Genomic DNA, 15,502 nt, shown 5'->3' with positions numbered 1-15,502 from the left:
CGCCGAAAGGAGGAAAACAGGATGGCGGGTCAGCATCTTGGACTGGCAATTGCCTTTATTTATGTATGCCTGGGGCTGATCGGCATAGGCATGCTGCTCTTGTTTTATATGAAAATCCGGCATTTGCGCATTCAGCGCAAAACGAAGGAATATCAACGGAAGCATCAGGATTACTTCCTGTTCCTCCAAGCCCATCTGGGCGATGCCGAGGAGCTTCCGCTACCGCCCGGCAAGCTTGGGGATCTGGAGCGGCGGGTGATCCAGCAACGGGTAACCGAGTGGATCGAACAATTTAAGGGCGATTTGCAGCAGAAGCTGATCGCTTTATGTTACAACGCCGGTTTTGTCCGGGAAGACCTGAAGTTGCTCGACAGCTTGTTTTACGGGCGGCGGATCGCCGCTGCCTACCGCCTCGGCGGAATGCGGGCGGCCGAAGCGGTGCCGCGGCTGCTGGAGATGCTGAAGCATCAGAAATATAGTCCGCTGAGCATCGTGCTTGCCCGCTCGATCGCCAAAAGCGCGGAACAGGAGCAGCAGCTTAGGGATATGCTGGTCCATCTCCTGCGCCACGGCAAGCCGATTCACCACCTTGCCGCCGATATCCTGATGGAGACACGGCTGGATGCGAGCCGGCTTCTGCTCCAGTTGTTGAAGGAGGATAACGAGGATTTGGTCAAGGTGGCGCTGGCTGCGATGCGAGGACAAGAAGTGCCGGAGGAGGCACCGGCACTGGGACGATTTGCTTTTGCGCTTGAGAGGAGGGAGACCACTGCTTAGAGATATTTTGCTGATCTATGGCCTGTTTGCGACGTATTACGTCATGACGGTCAACTTGGTTTATTTTTCGATCATGACCTTTTCGTTCCGGCAAATTCTTACGATCTTCCGCCGGGCTGCCTATTCGAAATACAACACGTTGTCCGGTTCCGAACTGGTACCGCCGGTTTCGTTGCTGGTGCCGGCCTTTAACGAGGAGATCACGGTCATCGAAAACGTCAAATGCCTCCTAACCCTGAATTATCCGACTTACGAAGTGATCGTGATTAACGACGGGTCCAAGGACAACACGCTGGGGGTGCTACGGGACGAATTCGAGTTGATGCTGCTGCCGGATCCGGACATCCGTCACACGATCGACTGCCAACCGATTACGGCGGTGTACCATAACCCGAAGTATCCACATCTGTACGTCATCGACAAGCCCAACGGCGGCAAGGCCGATTCGCTGAATGCCGGCATCAACCTGTCGCATTATCCGCTCATCTCTTCGATCGATGCCGATTCGCTGCTGGAGAAGGATGCGTTGATCCGGATGGCCCGCATGTATATGGAGAACCCGGAGGAGACCGTCGCCATCGGCGGCGACGTGCGAATCGCCAACGGCTGCGTGATCGAGAACGGGGCGGTGAAGGAAGTTTCGCTGCCCCGTAAAATCTGGCCGATGTTCCAGGCTACTGAATATCTGAAGGCGTTCCTCGGAGGGCGGATCGGTTGGAGCTCGATCAATGGGCTAATCATTGTGTCGGGAGCGTTCGGCCTGTTCCGCAAGGATTATGTCATCGCCGTCGGCGGTTATCGCGGAGGGTATCCCGGCGAGGATATGAACATCATCATCAAGCTCCACCGTTATATGCTGGAGAATAAGTTGAAATACCGTATTTCGTTTTGTCCGGAAGCGGTGTGCTGGACGCAGGCGCCGGATACGTACCGGATTCTGTCCAACCAGCGCAAGCGATGGGGCCGTGGTAATCTGAAGAACATGATCGAGAACTACGACATGGCCTTCAATCCGAAATACAAGGTGATGGGGCTCCTGACGATGCCGTACAACATCATTTTTGAAGCATTAAACCCTTATTTCAAAGTTACCGGGCTGCTCGCCCTGATCGGGTACACGTTGCTCGATATGACGCATTGGCGGGTCCTTGCGGTGTTCTGGCTGATCAACTTCCTCAGCGGTTACGTGCTCAGCATCGGGGCGTTACTCCTTGAGGAACTCGCGTTCAAGCGGTTCAATAAGCTGTCGGACTTGTGCAAGCTGCTGTTGTTTTCGGCGTTCAAGTTTTTCGGTTACGCACAGCTCGGGGGATTGTGGCGGATTCAAGGGCATATCCAGTTTCTGCGCAACAACAATTCCTGGGGGACGATGACCCGCCAAAGCTGGCAGGACAAAGGGGAGGCGGCCGCCAAAACGGCGAAACCGGCCAAATCCGCATAGCCTTCGGGCATCTCTCCTCCTCCCCCCGCTTCGCGGCCGGTGGCCGGAAAGGGGATGATAGGGTAAAGGGAAGGCTTGGATCCACGAAATAACCAAACAAGGATAAACTTACGGAAGAAGAAAGGCGGGAATGAATGATGTCAAACCTGATGGCACTGCAAAACCAAACGGAACGATCCGGCTTATATGCCGACATGGAACAACGCGTGAGGGAAACGGCCAACGAGGTGAACGGGGTGCTGTTCATTTATTCCGCAGGCGGCCCCTCTTACGTGGCTTCCCAAGTGCGGGGAATTCTGGAATCCGAACCGGGACTTCAGTTTGATGTATGGGGCGGAGACGAGCCGGGGAGCGTGGCGGTACTACTGCCGGGCCTGGCGCTGGATGCCGTCCATTATCAAGGCTTGCGGCTGAAGCAGCAGCTACAGGAGCGCATTGCCGATTATCGTCCGCGGATGGCGCTGTCCAGCTTCTCTACACGGGAGGAAATCACGCCGCAGCTGCTGAGTCAAATGGAGGAGAAAGCCAAGCAGAATTACTCCGATGATATCCATATTTTTACGAAAGCGGACTTGCTGCTCGTAAAAAGCCGGATCCTGATCGTAGAGGGAGACCCGGCGGTACGCGAATTCCTACAAATCCGGCTGAATATGCAGGGCTATGAGACGATGATAGCCGATAACGGCATCACCGCGTTGGATTTGATCACCGATTGGAAGCCCGATCTGGTACTGACGGAGCTGAACCTGTACGGCATCGACGGTCTGCCTTATATACATCAAATCCAGCAGGCGAGCGGCGAGGAGATGCCGAGTATCGTCGTCCTGACGGAACAACGCGTAGAGAAGACAATCAGCTTGTGCTTCCAAAACGGGGTGGACGATTACATCACTAAGCCGTTTTCCCCGGTGGAGCTGGATGCCCGAATTCGGCGTTGCATCCAATAATTTGACCCGAATCAATTACAGACAAAAAATGGAGGTAGAAACCTGTGAATAATCATTACCAGAAGCTGATGAATGCGATTGAATCGAAAACCGCCGTATTAGGCGTTGTGGGTCTAGGCTATGTCGGACTGCCGCTAGCGGTCGAAATGGTAAAGCAGGGTTTCCGGGTGGTTGGCATCGATCTTGATGTCGCGAAAATCGATAAAATCCAACGTGGAGATTCGTATATCCACGATATCTCTTCCCAAACATTGGCGGAAGCGATGGGGACGGGACGGTTTCTTCCAACCACGGATTATGCGAATTTGTCCGAAATTGACGCGGTCAGTATCTGCGTGCCGACGCCGCTGAGCGAAAACCAGGACCCCGATACCTCCTACATCGTCACCGTGGTGGATCAGTTGAAACGATACATGAAGAAGGGCATGCTAATCACGCTGGAAAGCACAACCTATCCGGGGACGACCGAAGAGCTGATCCAACAAGAACTGGAGAAGCTGGGGTATACGGCTGGCGAAGATTTCTTCCTCTGCTTTTCACCGGAGCGGGTGGATCCATCGAATTCGAAATTCAACACCTTCAATACCCCGAAGGTCATCGGAGGAACGACGAAGGCCTGCCTGGATTTGGGGACGGCACTGTATTCCCGGTATGTCCAAACGGTCGTGCCGGTTTCTTCGCCTAAAGTAGCGGAAATGTCCAAACTGCTGGAGAATACGTTCCGCAGCGTCAACATTGCCTTTGTCAACGAAATGGCCATGATGTGCGACCGCATGGGCATCGACATTTGGGAAGTGATCGATGCGGCGAAGACCAAGCCGTTTGGGTTTATGCCGTTTTATCCGGGACCTGGCATCGGGGGTCACTGCATTCCGCTGGACCCAATGTACCTGAGCTGGAAAGCGAAGGGTTTCCGTTTCTATAGCCAGTTCATCGAGCTGGCGCAGTCAACCAACGATAACATGCCATATTACGTCGTCAACAAGACGTCCAAAATCATGAACGAATACGCTAAATCGATCAAGAAATCCCGGATTCTCATACTCGGCATGGCTTACAAGCCCGATATCGCCGACCTGCGCGAATCCCCAGGTTTGTCGGTGTACGAGCTGTTTAAGGATAGCGGAGCCAAAGTGGATTATTATGACCCGTATGCGGCAAGCTTCCGTGAAAAATCGGGCGGCGTCGTGCACAGCGTTGCTTACGAGCTCGACAAATTCAAGGCCTACGACTGCATCGTGTTGGTGACCAATCACAGCAATTTCGATTATGAGGGGATCGCCCGCCTCGGCGTGCCGATCGTCGATACGCGTAATGCGTTCCGTGAGTATCCGCTGCCGCATGTCTACAAGATTGGACACTCCGTTGCGCAGGTCAACGAAGAGTCTCCTGCGCTGATCGTAGGATAAAAGGACAGGAGCTTGATGTTCAGAAAGCCGATATTCGTTCGCCTTCGGGCCTTTCCGGGAAGCAAGCGGCCAGCCCTGCTTGCGCTCGGCGGGATGCTAATGATGGTTTTGCTTGTTTTATTGGCTTTTATCCGGCCATCGGGTTCACAAGCGAAAGCCACCTGGATCTGGGAGACCACGGTCATCGAACAGCATCCCGGCGAGGTGCTGGCCTTTGCACGCAAGCAGGGCGTGGACACCCTCTTTCTGCAAATCGGCGGCGGGGTGGGGAAGGAGAACTATCGCAGCTTCATCCGAGCCGCTGCTAAAGCCGGCATTCAGGTGCATGCCTTAAGCGGCCACCCGGATTGGGCGCTGCGGGAGCACAGGAACGAGGCCGAGGAGTTTTTGAAGTGGGTGGTCGATTACAACCGGGAAGCGAGGGCCGAAGAGCGGTTTACCGGTGTACAGCTGGACGTCGAGCCCTATTTGCTGGACCGCTGGCAGACGGATCAGGAAGCCGTGGTGGAACAGTGGATGGAAGGCGTCCGCGCCTGGACGGAAGAAGCGAGGTATAATGAGCTCGCGATTGGTGCGGCCGTTCCGTTCTGGCTGGACCAGATCGACCACCCGAGCGGGACCCTGAAGTTGCCGCTTGGCAATTGGATGGTGGACCAGTTCGATTATTTGGCGATCATGGCGTATCGGGATGTCGCAGGCCGCATCTATGAAATCTCGAAGCGCACGCTGAATGAAGCGGATCGGCAAAATAAGCGGGTATGGGTTGGCGTCGAGGTGGGCGAAAGCCAGGAAGGGCCTGGCATTTCCTTCCATAAACAGCCGCTTGCCTCGCTGAACCGGGAGATGAAAGGGTTGGAGGAACTGGGAAGAAAGCACAACTCGTTTGCCGGTATTGCCGTTCATAGTTATGAGGCTTGGCACAGTAAACTTAGTGGGCCTTAAACCGAAGGCTGTCCCCTAGATATAGACGGGACAGCCTTTTGCTCGCCCCCCTGAAAGACCGGATCTTCGCATTAGGAGTTCGGGACAGCCTTCCCCATTTTTGCTATAATAAAAATAATTGCGTTTTGAAGAAATGGAGAGATTGTCATGATATTACATAAAGGCGAAATCTTGTTCCGGCAAGGGGACGACGGTTCTTTTCTGTACCATATCAAAAGCGGACTGTTCAAAGTGACACGACTGCATGAGAACGGGAACATGGTCTTGTTTAATATCTTGTACCCGGGGGAAACCGTGCCCCATCACTCCCTGATCACCCCGAAAGAGGTGCACGGGACGGCGATTGCTTTGATGCGCAGTGAGGTAGAGGCGATTCCTTCTCAGGTGTGGTATCGCGAGCTTCAGGAGGATCCGCAGAAACCGCTTGAGGTTGCTCAGCTCCTGCAGGAGAAGGTACGTTTCATGCAAGAGCGGCTTGACCATTTAACGGTCGGCACGCCGGCCGAACGGCTGGAGCTGCTGACGAAATGGCTGGGTCAGCACGCCCATGGCGTACCCTTGACCGATTACTTAACCCAGGAGGAAATCGGCCAACTGATCGGCGTGCGTCGCGAAACGGTCAACCGGCTGTTGCGCGGCCATGGACACGAACGGGCCTAAACCTGAATAGATGACAACAGCGCGGACGAGGGGAGATTTCCCGTGTCCGCGCTTTTTGTTGGTCTTCAAGGGAACTAGTTGATCGTATCTTCCAGGCTGTCCGCCGGGCCGAAAAATTCAAAGTGAATCCGTTCGTCCGGAATGCCCCATTCCTTCAAGGCGCGTCGAACCGCCTTCATGAACGGTACCGGTCCGCAGAAATAAAAGTCGCTATCGGCCGTTGTGACCGTCTTGAGCCAAGGAAGATCGATGTAACCGGCTTTGTCGCTGCTATCGCCGGTTTCCGGCGTTTCGTATACGGTGTAAGAGCGCAGGTTATCGTGGGTCTGTGCGAGTTCGTCGATGTGCTCCTTCATGGCATGATGTTTGCCGCTGCGGGCGGCGTGGATATAGACGACATCTCGCTTGGCTCCGCTTTGCAGCACTGTTTCCAGCATGCTGACCATCGGGGTGAGGCCAACGCCGCCGCTCAACAGCACAAGCGGCAGGTTCTGCGTTTGATCCAATGTGAAGTCACCGGCTGGAGCACTGAGTTCAAGCACGTCGCCTTCCCCAATATGGGAGTGCAAGTAGGTGGAAACGACACCCGCCGGGCGATCTTCGGCGGCCTCCTCACGCTTCACCGAAATTCGGTAATAGGGCTGCCCGGGTGCCGCAGACAAGCTGTAATGGCGCAGATGGGTATATTCCTGGCCTTTCGGCTTTACGCGGACGGTAATATATTGTCCCGGCAAGTAGGAGGCGATCTCATTGCCGTCCTCCGGCTTCAGGTAGAACGAGGTGATCACATCGCTCTCGGGGACTTTACGTTCAACGACAAAGCGGCGAAATCCGCGCCAACCGCCCTTTTTCTCCGCTGTCTCACGATACATCTCGGCCTCTACACTGATAAACACGTCAGCAATCACGCCATAGGCTTTGCCCCAGGCATCGAGAATTTCATCGGTTGCTGCGTCACCAAGCACCGTTTTGATTGCCGCAAGCAGATTCTCACCGACGATCGGGTAATGCTCCGGTTGGATCCCCAGCGCCCGGTGTTTTTGGGCAATCCCGCGAACGACCGGGAGAATCTCTTCCAGACGATCGATGTGGGCGGCGGCGGCATAAACCGCATTGGCCAGCGCCGTAGGTTGTTTACCTTGACGTTGATTGGCATGGTTAAATACGTTCAGCAGCTCGGGGTGATTTTTAAACATCGTCTGATAGAAGTTTTTCGTAATGGTTTGTCCATGGATCTCAAGAACTGGTACCGTAGATTTGATAATCTCAATTGTTTTGGCGTCAAGCATGGGTGAACCCTCTTTCTAGAAAATTTCGTTCCACCTCAGTATAGGAAGCGTCAGCACGTAAAAAGGTGACTTCTGTCACATTGAAAGTTGCCAAAATGTGAACTGTTACTAAAATGCAATGACAAGTATCACATTATTCGCTAATAAATAAAAAAGCTTGTAGACTGTCCCGTGCAGTCATGATCAGATATGTGGTATAATATAAATAGAAGAAATTCTAACAGAAAGGATCAGGATACCATGTGTCCCCGAAGGACGAAATCCCAAAGGACGATTTGGAAACGTTGTGATCTCTCTTATACTTAGCTCCTTTCGTGGCTAGTCGGTAATTTGGCGACAAACCTACGAAAGAAGCGTGAAATCATGCGAAGGATGAACTCCTCATGGATCTGCTCCGTAGGGTGTTGCCGGATGGTCAACCAAACTACGATAAGAGGGATTCCAAATGAGGACAAAAGCAAGATGGCAAACGTACGGTACTCGATTATTTACGATGTTGCTAGGATCTAGTTTATTGGCTTTTACGTATTACCACATCAATTTTCAGAACGGATTGTCGGAAGGCGGATTTGTCGGCCTAGCGTTGCTTGGCAAATACCTGTTTAACCTGCCTCCGGCATTGACGATGATCGCGCTGGATTTGCCGATCGTGGTACTCGCCTGGTGGCTGAAAGGCCATAAGTTCGTGATCAATACGGTGGCGGCTTCGCTGACGTTCTCGCTGGTTTACGAGCTGTGCGAGAAATACTCGCCATTGACGATGAACCTGCAGAACAACTTGCCGTTGGCTGCGTTATTGTCGGGGCTCTTGACCGGTTTCGGGGCAGGACTCGTGTTGCGGGCAGGTGGAGCGAGCGGCGGGGATGATATTCTGTCCATGCTGCTAAGCCAGTGGTCCGGCATCAAAATCGGTACGATGTTTATCATCATGGATGCGGTCGTGCTGACGGTCTCCTTGTTATATTTACCATTCAAAGAAACCATGTTTACGATACTGGCGGTGCTGATCGCTGGGAAAATGATTACTTGGACCGTCCATTACGGACAGGGACAACTGGCGCCGATGCGTCTGCCTTACCCAATGAAAGAGAAAACGGCTCGAGCTTAAGGCTCGGGCCGTTTCTTTTTTGATTTCTCAGGATCTCCAAGAACCCTGCTGCCTGCGAATCAACACGATTTGTCCCGCATGGTAGGCGTCATGCAGCATCCAGCGGGAGAACTCGCGTCCCACGGATTCGTTCGTATTCGCGTAAGGCGCTTCCAATTCCTCATTGGATAAGGAAGCGATCGCCTCGCGCAGTTCCAGCTGAATCCGTTTCGTTTCCGCCAGCACCTCTGCCCACACGGCTTCATCCGGCGTTCCGCCAGCGAAGGTCTCCTCGTTGGTTTCCACGCGAGCGTCCGGCTCCACCCCTTTTAGGCGGCTAAGCATCCGCTCGTTGTAATAATTAATATGACTGACCGTTTGCCATATCGTGTTGCCGCCGCCCGGCGGAGCCCAAATGGCTTGCTCGGCGGTCGTGCCTGCCAAAGCCGTTGACAACGGTACGATCCACTCCTCTAATTCCCAAGTGTTGTCTTTTTGCAGTACGAGTAAATCCACGGCACTTACGCTCATCTGATCTCCTCCTCGTCATTGTAACTGGCTAATCCATATTTAAAGGGTTACAATGGTATTGTAGCAGAAGATGGTAAGAATGTAACTATTCATTTATAGATTTGGTCGTTACATCTTGGGGAGGCCTTCGGAGTTGGAGACATTATGGAGTGATTTTCTAAATAGCCAATGGCATGACTGGCGGGGAAGCGGACGCAGCGAAGATCGGCTGGAACTACGGGCTTGGCAAGAGCGATTCCTTAGCGACTGGCATCTCGCCGCACCCGTACCGATGCCTGCGGAAGCAGCTTCGGCAATGCGTCATTTTCGGGAGCGTTTGCATCTGCTAGCCGTCAAATTGGCGGACGGCGGCGGCATGGAAGATGGGGATTGGCAGCTGCTCAACGAGCATTTAGCGCTTGATGTAGTGAGTCGCCGTCTGATTGGCCGGCCGGGAGCGGTTCGGCTGGTATATGTTCCGGTAACGGAGGATTGGCGCCATGTGCGGGCGGAAATCGCCGCGAGCTTCGGCGAAACCTTACTTGGGGGAGAGACGGGAAGGATTCGCGTGTGCGATAACCCTGATTGCCGCTGGATTTTTTATGATGATACGCGAAATCGAACGAAAAAATACTGCGATGATAAAATGTGCGGCAACCTCATGAAGGTGCGGCGGTTTCGTGCCCGTAAAAAGGCCGGAGAGGAGCGGGGCGAAGAATCATGATCCTCTCCCAGAAGAACAAGGCTGCCGGGATCGGCAGCCTTGTTCTGTACTAGCTTCTTTATTCTTGCGTATCTTGGAACAGGTAAAGATATTCTCCGTACCCTTCCTTCTCTAGATCCGCTAACGGTACAAAGCGGAGCGCCGCGGAATTAATGCAATATCTGAGGCCCGTTGGTTCCGGGCCATCCTCGAAGACATGGCCCAGGTGGGAGTCGCCCAGCCGGCTGCGCACTTCGGTGCGGATCATGAAGTGACTCGTGTCGGTTTTTTCCTTGACGTGGTAGCTGCGGAGCGGGCGCGTAAAGCTGGGCCAGCCGCAGCCTGCGTCGTATTTGTCGCGGGAGCTGAACAGCGGCTCGCCGGAGACGATATCGACATAAATCCCTTCTTCTTCGTGGTCCCAGTACTCGCCTGTAAACGGCCGCTCGGTCGCGTTGTTTTGCGTCACCTCGTATTGCATCGGGGTCAGCCGGCGCTTCAGTTCCTCTGGATCCTCCGGGCCGGACCAGTGGCGTTCCAGAAAGTCCTCGCGTCCGGAGCCTTTGCGGTACAGCTTATAATGGCCCGGGTTTTTCTTGTGATATTGCTGATGATATTCCTCGGCAGGATAAAAAGGCGCCGCCGGCAAAATCGGTGTGACGATCGGCTTGTTAAAGCGACCGCTTTGCGCAAGCTCTTGCTTAGAAGCCTCTGCCTCCAGACGCTGCTCCTCATCATGGTAAAAAATCGCGGTGCGATACGATTCGCCGCGATCATGAAATTGGCCGCCTTCGTCCGTCGGGTCGATTTGCTGCCAATATAACTCCAGCAGCTTGCGGTAAGGAAACACGGCCGGGTCGTACGTGATCTGCACGGCTTCGTAGTGGCCGGTGTGTCCGGCGCAAACCTGCTCGTAAGTTGGATTAACCGTATGACCGCCGGTATATCCGGAAATAATCCCGTGAATGCCGGGCAGCTCTTCGAATGGCGAAACCATGCACCAGAAGCAACCTCCGGCAAAAGTGGCCAGTTTGACATTGGAATTTGACGCTGGACTCATTGTGATCCCTCCGTTTCGCTCCTTATTATAACTTGTTTTTGCACCAAACCCAAAACGCTTTGCATAAAAGGCTGGTGCTCTCCTGGAGTACGTGCTATAATAACTCCATTAAACATGCATGGTTCCCAAAGGGGAGTAGCTGCTACAATAAAGTCGTCATTACGGGAGTATACATACCCCCGGCTTTATTGGCAACGAAATGTTGTTAGCGAGACCTTTGCCCGTAGCGAGTATTGGGTGAAGGTCTCTTTTGATGCATAAATTGCGTCGTGCCCAATACGGACACGGCGTATTTTTTTTGGATCACTGATGGGGATTGTTCCCGTAATCCCTACCGCATCAATTGTCCGTAGGCCTGACACACTACCTTTACAACAAAGTCAGCGGTCGGTCGTGAGGCGGTTTTTCCGGAAAAAGTGGGATCGCTGCATGGAAATTAGAAAGGGGAGAGAATATGGATTTATTTTCGCCGGAATTTTGGATGGCTTTATTATCCATCGTCCTGATTGACCTCGTCCTAGCCGGAGACAACGCGATCGTTATTGGCCTTGCCGCCCGTAACGTGCCTCACCAGGATCAGAGAAAAGTCATTATTTGGGGGACCATTGGCGCGATTGTGATCCGGGTAATCATGACCTTGCTTGTCGTGCAGCTGCTAAACATCCCGGGATTACGACTCGCCGGCGGCCTTGCTCTTGTCTGGATCGCCTATAAGTTGCTGGTCGAGGAGAAGAACCACGAAATAAAAGCAGGCAACCAAATGTGGGCAGCCATCCGTACGATCATTATCGCTGATGCGATGATGGGCCTCGATAACGTGCTAGCCGTAGCGGGTGCAGCGCATGGGGACACCCTGCTGGTCATTATCGGTCTCGCCGTTTCTGTACCGATTATGGTATGGGGCAGCACGATGATTCTGAAGTTGACCGAACGTTATCCGATCGTGATCACGATCGGTGCAGCCGTACTGGCTTGGACCTCAGCCAAGATGATCGTCGAAGAGCCGCTGATCCACGATTGGTTCGCCAGCCCTTGGATCAAATACGGATTCGAGATTCTCGTCATCGCTGCGGTGGTGCTGCTTGGCACCCAAATGAAGAAGCGTAAAGCGCGCCTTCGCCAAGCGATACCGCAAACCAACGGAGGTTAAGGGTAAAAAAGAACAACGCCGCGGGCGGCCGTTACAATGGCCACCCCACGGCGTTGTTTGCATTTCAGGCAGACCCAACACTATGCGCCATTGTCACGGGAGGTTTGGCGGAATTGTTTGGGAGACATCCCAAAACGTTTGCGGAAAACTTTGTGGAAATAATTGTAGCTCGGGAAACCGGAGCTCTCCGCAACGTGCTCAAGCGATAAGGGGCTGAAGATGATCCGCTCGCGCGCCATGTTTAGTCGCACGTCCAGGGTGTATTGAATCATGCTGGTGCCAAACGCCTGCTTGAAGAGATGCACCGCCCGCGACACGCTGATGCCGACGTGGACTGCGGCGTCCTCCAGCTTAAAGGGAGTGGAAGCGTTTTCTTCAATATAATTTTTCAGGCGGTGGGCAAGATAGGTTGGATAGGTAGGTTGCGGCTGCTCCAGTAAATTTCGTTCGATCTCCATGCACAGGATCTTTAAATAGTATTCGGATATTTCCGGTGTCGGGTTGGAGATGCGGCGCTGCTCCAGCATGATCTGACGGAAGGTTCCAACGATGCCCTCGGACAAGGGAACCTTCAGTCGATGAGGAAGCGGCCGGCGGTTCCACCAGGCTTTGATCCATTCCCCAGATAAAAAAATATGGTAATCGCCGCTGGAAACCGCCGGTTCCCCTGTACTGTTCGGTTCCGCTTCAATTTTCAGCTCGTAGGGATCCCCCGGGGCGAACAGCAGCAAATCGCCGGGTTCCAAAAGTTCTAGCCGCCCGTTTAATCGCGAACGGCATTTGCCTAATGTTTGCAGGCGAATGAGATAATTCTCGTGTCCGTCTATTTGCGTCGTGTGGAATGGCTTGCGGTGCAGCGAATAGCCGGCATGCAAAATTTGCAGGTTTGCTTCTTCCTTCATTGGTGTCCTCCACAGGGTCTTCGAAAAAAATGACCAGATTGTTCATGTTTCAATCATATTATTCATTTTACAACGGAGCGTTTTGAAATACCATGGTACATGGAAAGCGCTTTATATGGATCCATCTGATGGCATGAATGGAGTTCTAGGTTATACCACAACTATGGATGAGGTGAACGAGAAGATGACGCAGATTGGTTTGCAGTTGTATACGGTAAGAGATCATTTGGAGCAGGATTTTGAGGGAACGCTGCGCAAGGTGGCGAAACTTGGTTATAAAGGTGTGGAGTTTGCCGGATTTTACGGTCGCTCGGTAGAGCAGGTGCAGGAAATATTGCGGGAAACGGGCTTGACCGCGATCGGTGCGCATACTCCATATAACCGGTTGAAGGAAGCCTTGGATGAGGAATTGGCGTTTAATAAAGCGATTGGCAGCCGTTATATCATCGTTCCTTATTTGGCGGAGGAGGATCGCAACCGCTGGTCGGAAATCATCGAGGATCTGAAAATATTCGGAGAGCGCTGCAAAGAAGAGGGTTTGGTCCTTTGCTATCATAACCATGATTTTGAACTGACGTTGCAGCACGAGGGCAAACCGGCGCTAGATGCGATATACGAGCAAGTTCCCGAATCCTTGCTGCAGGTTGAACTCGACTCTTGCTGGGTTGCGTTTGCCGGGTCGGATCCGCTGGAATATATCGCGACATACCAAGGGCGGCTTCCGCTGGTGCACTGGAAAGACTTGGTTAAGAAAGCGGACGGTTCTCCGGAAACGGTTGAGTTGGGCCGCGGAGAAATCGCCATTACGGACATCGGCGATGCGTCGATCGCAGCAGGCGTAAAATGGTTGATCGTGGAGCAGGATTATTGCGCCGCAGATCCGCTGGACAGCATCCAAACAAGCATGGAGTGGGTGCGTGCCTACGCGGAAAAGGGAGGTAAGCTTCATGTCTAAAACGTTGAAAGTCGCGATCATCGGTTGTGGCGGGATTGCGAACGGTAAGCATTTGCCAAGCCTAGCTCAGCAGCCTGAGGTGGAAATGATCGCATTCTGCGACATCGTCCAGGAGCGCGCAGCCAAAGCTGCGGAACAATATGGCGCGGAAGGCGCCAAGGTTTATACGGATTTCCGCCAATTGTTAGCGGAATGCGATGCCGAAGTCGTGCATGTCTGCACGCCGAATGACTCCCACGCGGAAATCACCGTCGCTTCGCTGGAATCCGGCCGCCATGTGATGTGCGAGAAGCCGATGGCCAAAACGGCTGAGCAGGCTCGTCAAATGCTCGATGCGGCCAAACGCACGGGCAAAAAGCTGACGATCGCTTACCAGAACCGCTTCCGCAACGATAGCTTGTACTTGAAAGAGCTGTGCGAAAATGGCGAACTCGGGGACATTTATCTCGGCAAGGCGCTGGCGCTTCGCCGCCGGGCGGTGCCTACTTGGGGCGTATTTCTGGACGAGGAGAAGCAGGGCGGCGGTCCACTGATCGACATCGGTACCCATGCGCTTGATCTTACCTTATGGCTGATGAACAACTACGAGCCGAAGAGCGTCACCGGCTCCGTCTTCCATAAGCTCGGGAACCGCGAAAATGCGGCGAACGCGTTCGGTCCATGGAATCCTGAAGAATTTAAAGTGGAGGACTCCGCGTTTGGTTTCATCACGATGAAGAATGGCGCTACGATCATCCTTGAATCAAGCTGGGCGCTGAATGTGGTTGAAATCGGCGAAGCCAAAACGTTGCTGTGCGGCACGGAAGGCGGAGCGGATATGACCAACGGACTTCGCCTCAATGGCGAGAAATTGAGCCGTTTGTACGAGACGAAGGTCGATTTGGGCTCGGGCGGCGTCGCTTTTTTCGAAGGCAAGCAGGAAACCGATGCCACTCGCGAAGCGAGAGCTTGGGTGCAGGCCATTCTTGAGGATAAGGAGCCGCTCGTTAAGCCGGAGCAAGCGCTCGTCGTAACGGAAATTTTGGAAGCCATTTATGAGTCGGCGAGAACGGGAAAAACGGTTTATTTTGATTAACACTACCCATCGATTTGGTGAACGTAAATGGTAACGGATTCAGCCGCCGAGATGCGGGGGTATAAGTTACAACCAGCGTAATATACTATATTAGCGGCCGCCGCCAAGGCGGCCGTTTTTCAAATGACAAGGGTACCCCCTTACTTTCCAAGGACAAATGTGCTAATATGAAATATACTAACAAAATGTAAGTCTTAAGCCTTTAGGCGGGCAATGATAACGAGGTGAATTTTATGGATGAGCATTCTCATGCGATGTGTCCGCGTTTTGAATCGGCTTTTTCGTTTCTCGGCAAACGTTGGAACGGTTTGATCATCAATACGCTGATGAGCGGGCCGAAACGATTCAAGGATATTTCCAATCAGATTCCTTCCATGAGCGATAAAATGTTGTCGGAGCGGATGAAGGATTTGGAATGTGAAGGGATCCTGATCCGTCACGTTTATCCTGAGACACCGGTTCGTATTGAATATGAATTGACCGAAAAGGGGCGTGCGCTTCGTCCGGTGATGGATGAAGTTCAAGCTTGGGCAACGGAGTGGATCAAGTGATCGGCATGCCGTTACCGGCGAGCGGGCGGCATGAAAACAATAGA

16 protein-coding genes are annotated in these 15,502 nt (G+C 53.1%); 12 read left to right on the top strand and 4 right to left on the bottom strand.

The window, feature by feature from the left end; translation table 11 throughout:
* Positions 1 to 21 precede the first annotated feature (21 nt).
* The 6 genes from MKZ15_RS14715 (at position 22) to MKZ15_RS14690 (ending at position 6,176) form a co-directional block, all read left to right on the top strand.
* On the top strand, positions 22 to 777 hold the full coding sequence (locus MKZ15_RS14715) for a hypothetical protein (protein ID WP_193418589.1): 756 nt from the start codon (positions 22 to 24) through the stop codon (positions 775 to 777).
* Between the two features lie 43 nt (positions 778 to 820).
* Positions 821 to 2,218 carry a glycosyltransferase gene (locus tag MKZ15_RS14710; RefSeq protein WP_155605591.1) on the top strand — a complete coding sequence of 466 codons (1,398 nt, stop codon included), beginning with the start codon at positions 821 to 823 and terminating at the stop codon, positions 2,216 to 2,218.
* Between the two features lie 134 nt (positions 2,219 to 2,352).
* The gene (locus tag MKZ15_RS14705) at positions 2,353 to 3,165 is read left to right on the top strand and encodes a response regulator transcription factor (RefSeq protein WP_155605510.1); all 813 of its coding nucleotides are present in this window, start codon (positions 2,353 to 2,355) and stop codon (positions 3,163 to 3,165) included.
* Positions 3,166 to 3,209: 44 nt separating this feature from the next.
* Positions 3,210 to 4,574 carry a nucleotide sugar dehydrogenase gene (locus tag MKZ15_RS14700; protein ID WP_336244923.1) on the top strand — a complete coding sequence of 455 codons (1,365 nt, stop codon included), beginning with the start codon at positions 3,210 to 3,212 and terminating at the stop codon, positions 4,572 to 4,574.
* A 15-nt stretch (positions 4,575 to 4,589) separates the two neighbouring features.
* Positions 4,590 to 5,516 (top strand): hypothetical protein, encoded by a 927-nt coding sequence (locus tag MKZ15_RS14695; protein ID WP_339816680.1) that lies wholly within the window; start codon positions 4,590 to 4,592, stop codon positions 5,514 to 5,516.
* 147 nt (positions 5,517 to 5,663) lie between these two features.
* The gene (locus MKZ15_RS14690; RefSeq protein ID WP_155605508.1) at positions 5,664 to 6,176 is read left to right on the top strand and encodes a Crp/Fnr family transcriptional regulator; all 513 of its coding nucleotides are present in this window, start codon (positions 5,664 to 5,666) and stop codon (positions 6,174 to 6,176) included.
* Positions 6,177 to 6,250: 74 nt separating this feature from the next.
* On the opposite strand, the gene hmpA is transcribed toward MKZ15_RS14690, so the two are convergent.
* Positions 6,251 to 7,465 (bottom strand): NO-inducible flavohemoprotein, encoded by a 1,215-nt coding sequence (hmpA, locus tag MKZ15_RS14685; protein WP_339816679.1) that lies wholly within the window; start codon positions 7,463 to 7,465, stop codon positions 6,251 to 6,253.
* A gap of 445 nt (positions 7,466 to 7,910) precedes the next feature.
* On the opposite strand from hmpA, the gene MKZ15_RS14680 reads away from it, so the two are divergent.
* Positions 7,911 to 8,573, top strand: a complete 663-nt coding sequence (locus tag MKZ15_RS14680; RefSeq protein WP_155605506.1) for a YitT family protein — start codon at positions 7,911 to 7,913, stop codon at positions 8,571 to 8,573.
* 27 nt (positions 8,574 to 8,600) lie between these two features.
* Here MKZ15_RS14680 and MKZ15_RS14675 read toward each other — a convergent pair whose 3' ends face one another.
* Positions 8,601 to 9,083, bottom strand: a complete 483-nt coding sequence (locus MKZ15_RS14675; protein ID WP_193415886.1) for a DinB family protein — start codon at positions 9,081 to 9,083, stop codon at positions 8,601 to 8,603.
* 133 nt (positions 9,084 to 9,216) lie between these two features.
* Between MKZ15_RS14675 and MKZ15_RS14670 the strand changes: the two genes are divergently transcribed.
* Positions 9,217 to 9,786, top strand: coding sequence for a CGNR zinc finger domain-containing protein (locus tag MKZ15_RS14670; RefSeq protein WP_193415887.1), 570 nt, complete (start codon positions 9,217 to 9,219; stop codon positions 9,784 to 9,786).
* 58 nt (positions 9,787 to 9,844) lie between these two features.
* Here MKZ15_RS14670 and msrB read toward each other — a convergent pair whose 3' ends face one another.
* Entirely contained in the window at positions 9,845 to 10,825 is a 981-nt protein-coding gene (gene msrB / locus MKZ15_RS14665) for a peptide-methionine (R)-S-oxide reductase MsrB (RefSeq protein WP_155605503.1), read from the bottom strand.
* 454 nt (positions 10,826 to 11,279) lie between these two features.
* On the opposite strand from msrB, the gene MKZ15_RS14660 reads away from it, so the two are divergent.
* A complete protein-coding gene (locus MKZ15_RS14660) occupies positions 11,280 to 11,975 on the top strand; it encodes a TerC family protein (RefSeq protein WP_213622541.1) in 696 nt (231 codons plus the stop codon).
* An 80-nt stretch (positions 11,976 to 12,055) separates the two neighbouring features.
* On the opposite strand, the gene MKZ15_RS14655 is transcribed toward MKZ15_RS14660, so the two are convergent.
* Positions 12,056 to 12,877: an AraC family transcriptional regulator gene (locus tag MKZ15_RS14655; RefSeq protein ID WP_193415890.1), complete on the bottom strand. Its 822-nt coding sequence runs from the start codon at positions 12,875 to 12,877 to the stop codon at positions 12,056 to 12,058.
* A 184-nt stretch (positions 12,878 to 13,061) separates the two neighbouring features.
* Between MKZ15_RS14655 and MKZ15_RS14650 the strand changes: the two genes are divergently transcribed.
* The 3 genes from MKZ15_RS14650 (at position 13,062) to MKZ15_RS14640 (ending at position 15,458) form a co-directional block, all read left to right on the top strand.
* Positions 13,062 to 13,832 (top strand): sugar phosphate isomerase/epimerase, encoded by a 771-nt coding sequence (locus tag MKZ15_RS14650; RefSeq protein WP_155605589.1) that lies wholly within the window; start codon positions 13,062 to 13,064, stop codon positions 13,830 to 13,832.
* Positions 13,825 to 14,907 (top strand): Gfo/Idh/MocA family oxidoreductase, encoded by a 1,083-nt coding sequence (locus MKZ15_RS14645; RefSeq protein ID WP_339816676.1) that lies wholly within the window; start codon positions 13,825 to 13,827, stop codon positions 14,905 to 14,907. Before MKZ15_RS14650 ends, MKZ15_RS14645 begins: the two co-directional genes overlap by 8 nt.
* Positions 14,908 to 15,140: 233 nt before the next feature.
* Entirely contained in the window at positions 15,141 to 15,458 is a 318-nt protein-coding gene (locus tag MKZ15_RS14640) for a helix-turn-helix domain-containing protein (RefSeq protein ID WP_068785129.1), read from the top strand.
* Positions 15,459 to 15,502: the final 44 nt, after the last annotated feature.

Origin of the sequence: Paenibacillus sp. FSL R7-0216, assembly GCF_037969915.1 — a bacterium.
GTDB classification, from domain to species: Bacteria; Bacillota; Bacilli; order Paenibacillales; family Paenibacillaceae; genus Fontibacillus; species Fontibacillus rhizolycopersici.
The sequence above is the reverse complement of the archived record's forward strand: the minus strand, read 5'-3'. Positions and strand labels throughout refer to the sequence as shown.

Coding starts and splice junctions, on each gene's coding strand:
- MKZ15_RS14640 (WP_068785129.1), top strand. CDS start 15,141: ATGGATGAGCATTCTCATGCGATGTGTCCGCGTTTTGAATCGGCTTTT.
- MKZ15_RS14680 (WP_155605506.1), top strand. CDS start 7,911: ATGAGGACAAAAGCAAGATGGCAAACGTACGGTACTCGATTATTTACG.
- MKZ15_RS14705 (WP_155605510.1), top strand. CDS start 2,353: ATGATGTCAAACCTGATGGCACTGCAAAACCAAACGGAACGATCCGGC.
- MKZ15_RS14645 (WP_339816676.1), top strand. CDS start 13,825: ATGTCTAAAACGTTGAAAGTCGCGATCATCGGTTGTGGCGGGATTGCG.
- hmpA (WP_339816679.1), bottom strand. CDS start 7,465: ATGCTTGACGCCAAAACAATTGAGATTATCAAATCTACGGTACCAGTT.
- MKZ15_RS14675 (WP_193415886.1), bottom strand. CDS start 9,083: ATGAGCGTAAGTGCCGTGGATTTACTCGTACTGCAAAAAGACAACACT.
- MKZ15_RS14715 (WP_193418589.1), top strand. CDS start 22: ATGGCGGGTCAGCATCTTGGACTGGCAATTGCCTTTATTTATGTATGC.
- MKZ15_RS14650 (WP_155605589.1), top strand. CDS start 13,062: ATGACGCAGATTGGTTTGCAGTTGTATACGGTAAGAGATCATTTGGAG.
- MKZ15_RS14690 (WP_155605508.1), top strand. CDS start 5,664: ATGATATTACATAAAGGCGAAATCTTGTTCCGGCAAGGGGACGACGGT.
- MKZ15_RS14695 (WP_339816680.1), top strand. CDS start 4,590: ATGTTCAGAAAGCCGATATTCGTTCGCCTTCGGGCCTTTCCGGGAAGC.
- MKZ15_RS14655 (WP_193415890.1), bottom strand. CDS start 12,877: ATGAAGGAAGAAGCAAACCTGCAAATTTTGCATGCCGGCTATTCGCTG.
- MKZ15_RS14710 (WP_155605591.1), top strand. CDS start 821: ATGACGGTCAACTTGGTTTATTTTTCGATCATGACCTTTTCGTTCCGG.
- msrB (WP_155605503.1), bottom strand. CDS start 10,825: ATGAGTCCAGCGTCAAATTCCAATGTCAAACTGGCCACTTTTGCCGGA.
- MKZ15_RS14660 (WP_213622541.1), top strand. CDS start 11,280: ATGGATTTATTTTCGCCGGAATTTTGGATGGCTTTATTATCCATCGTC.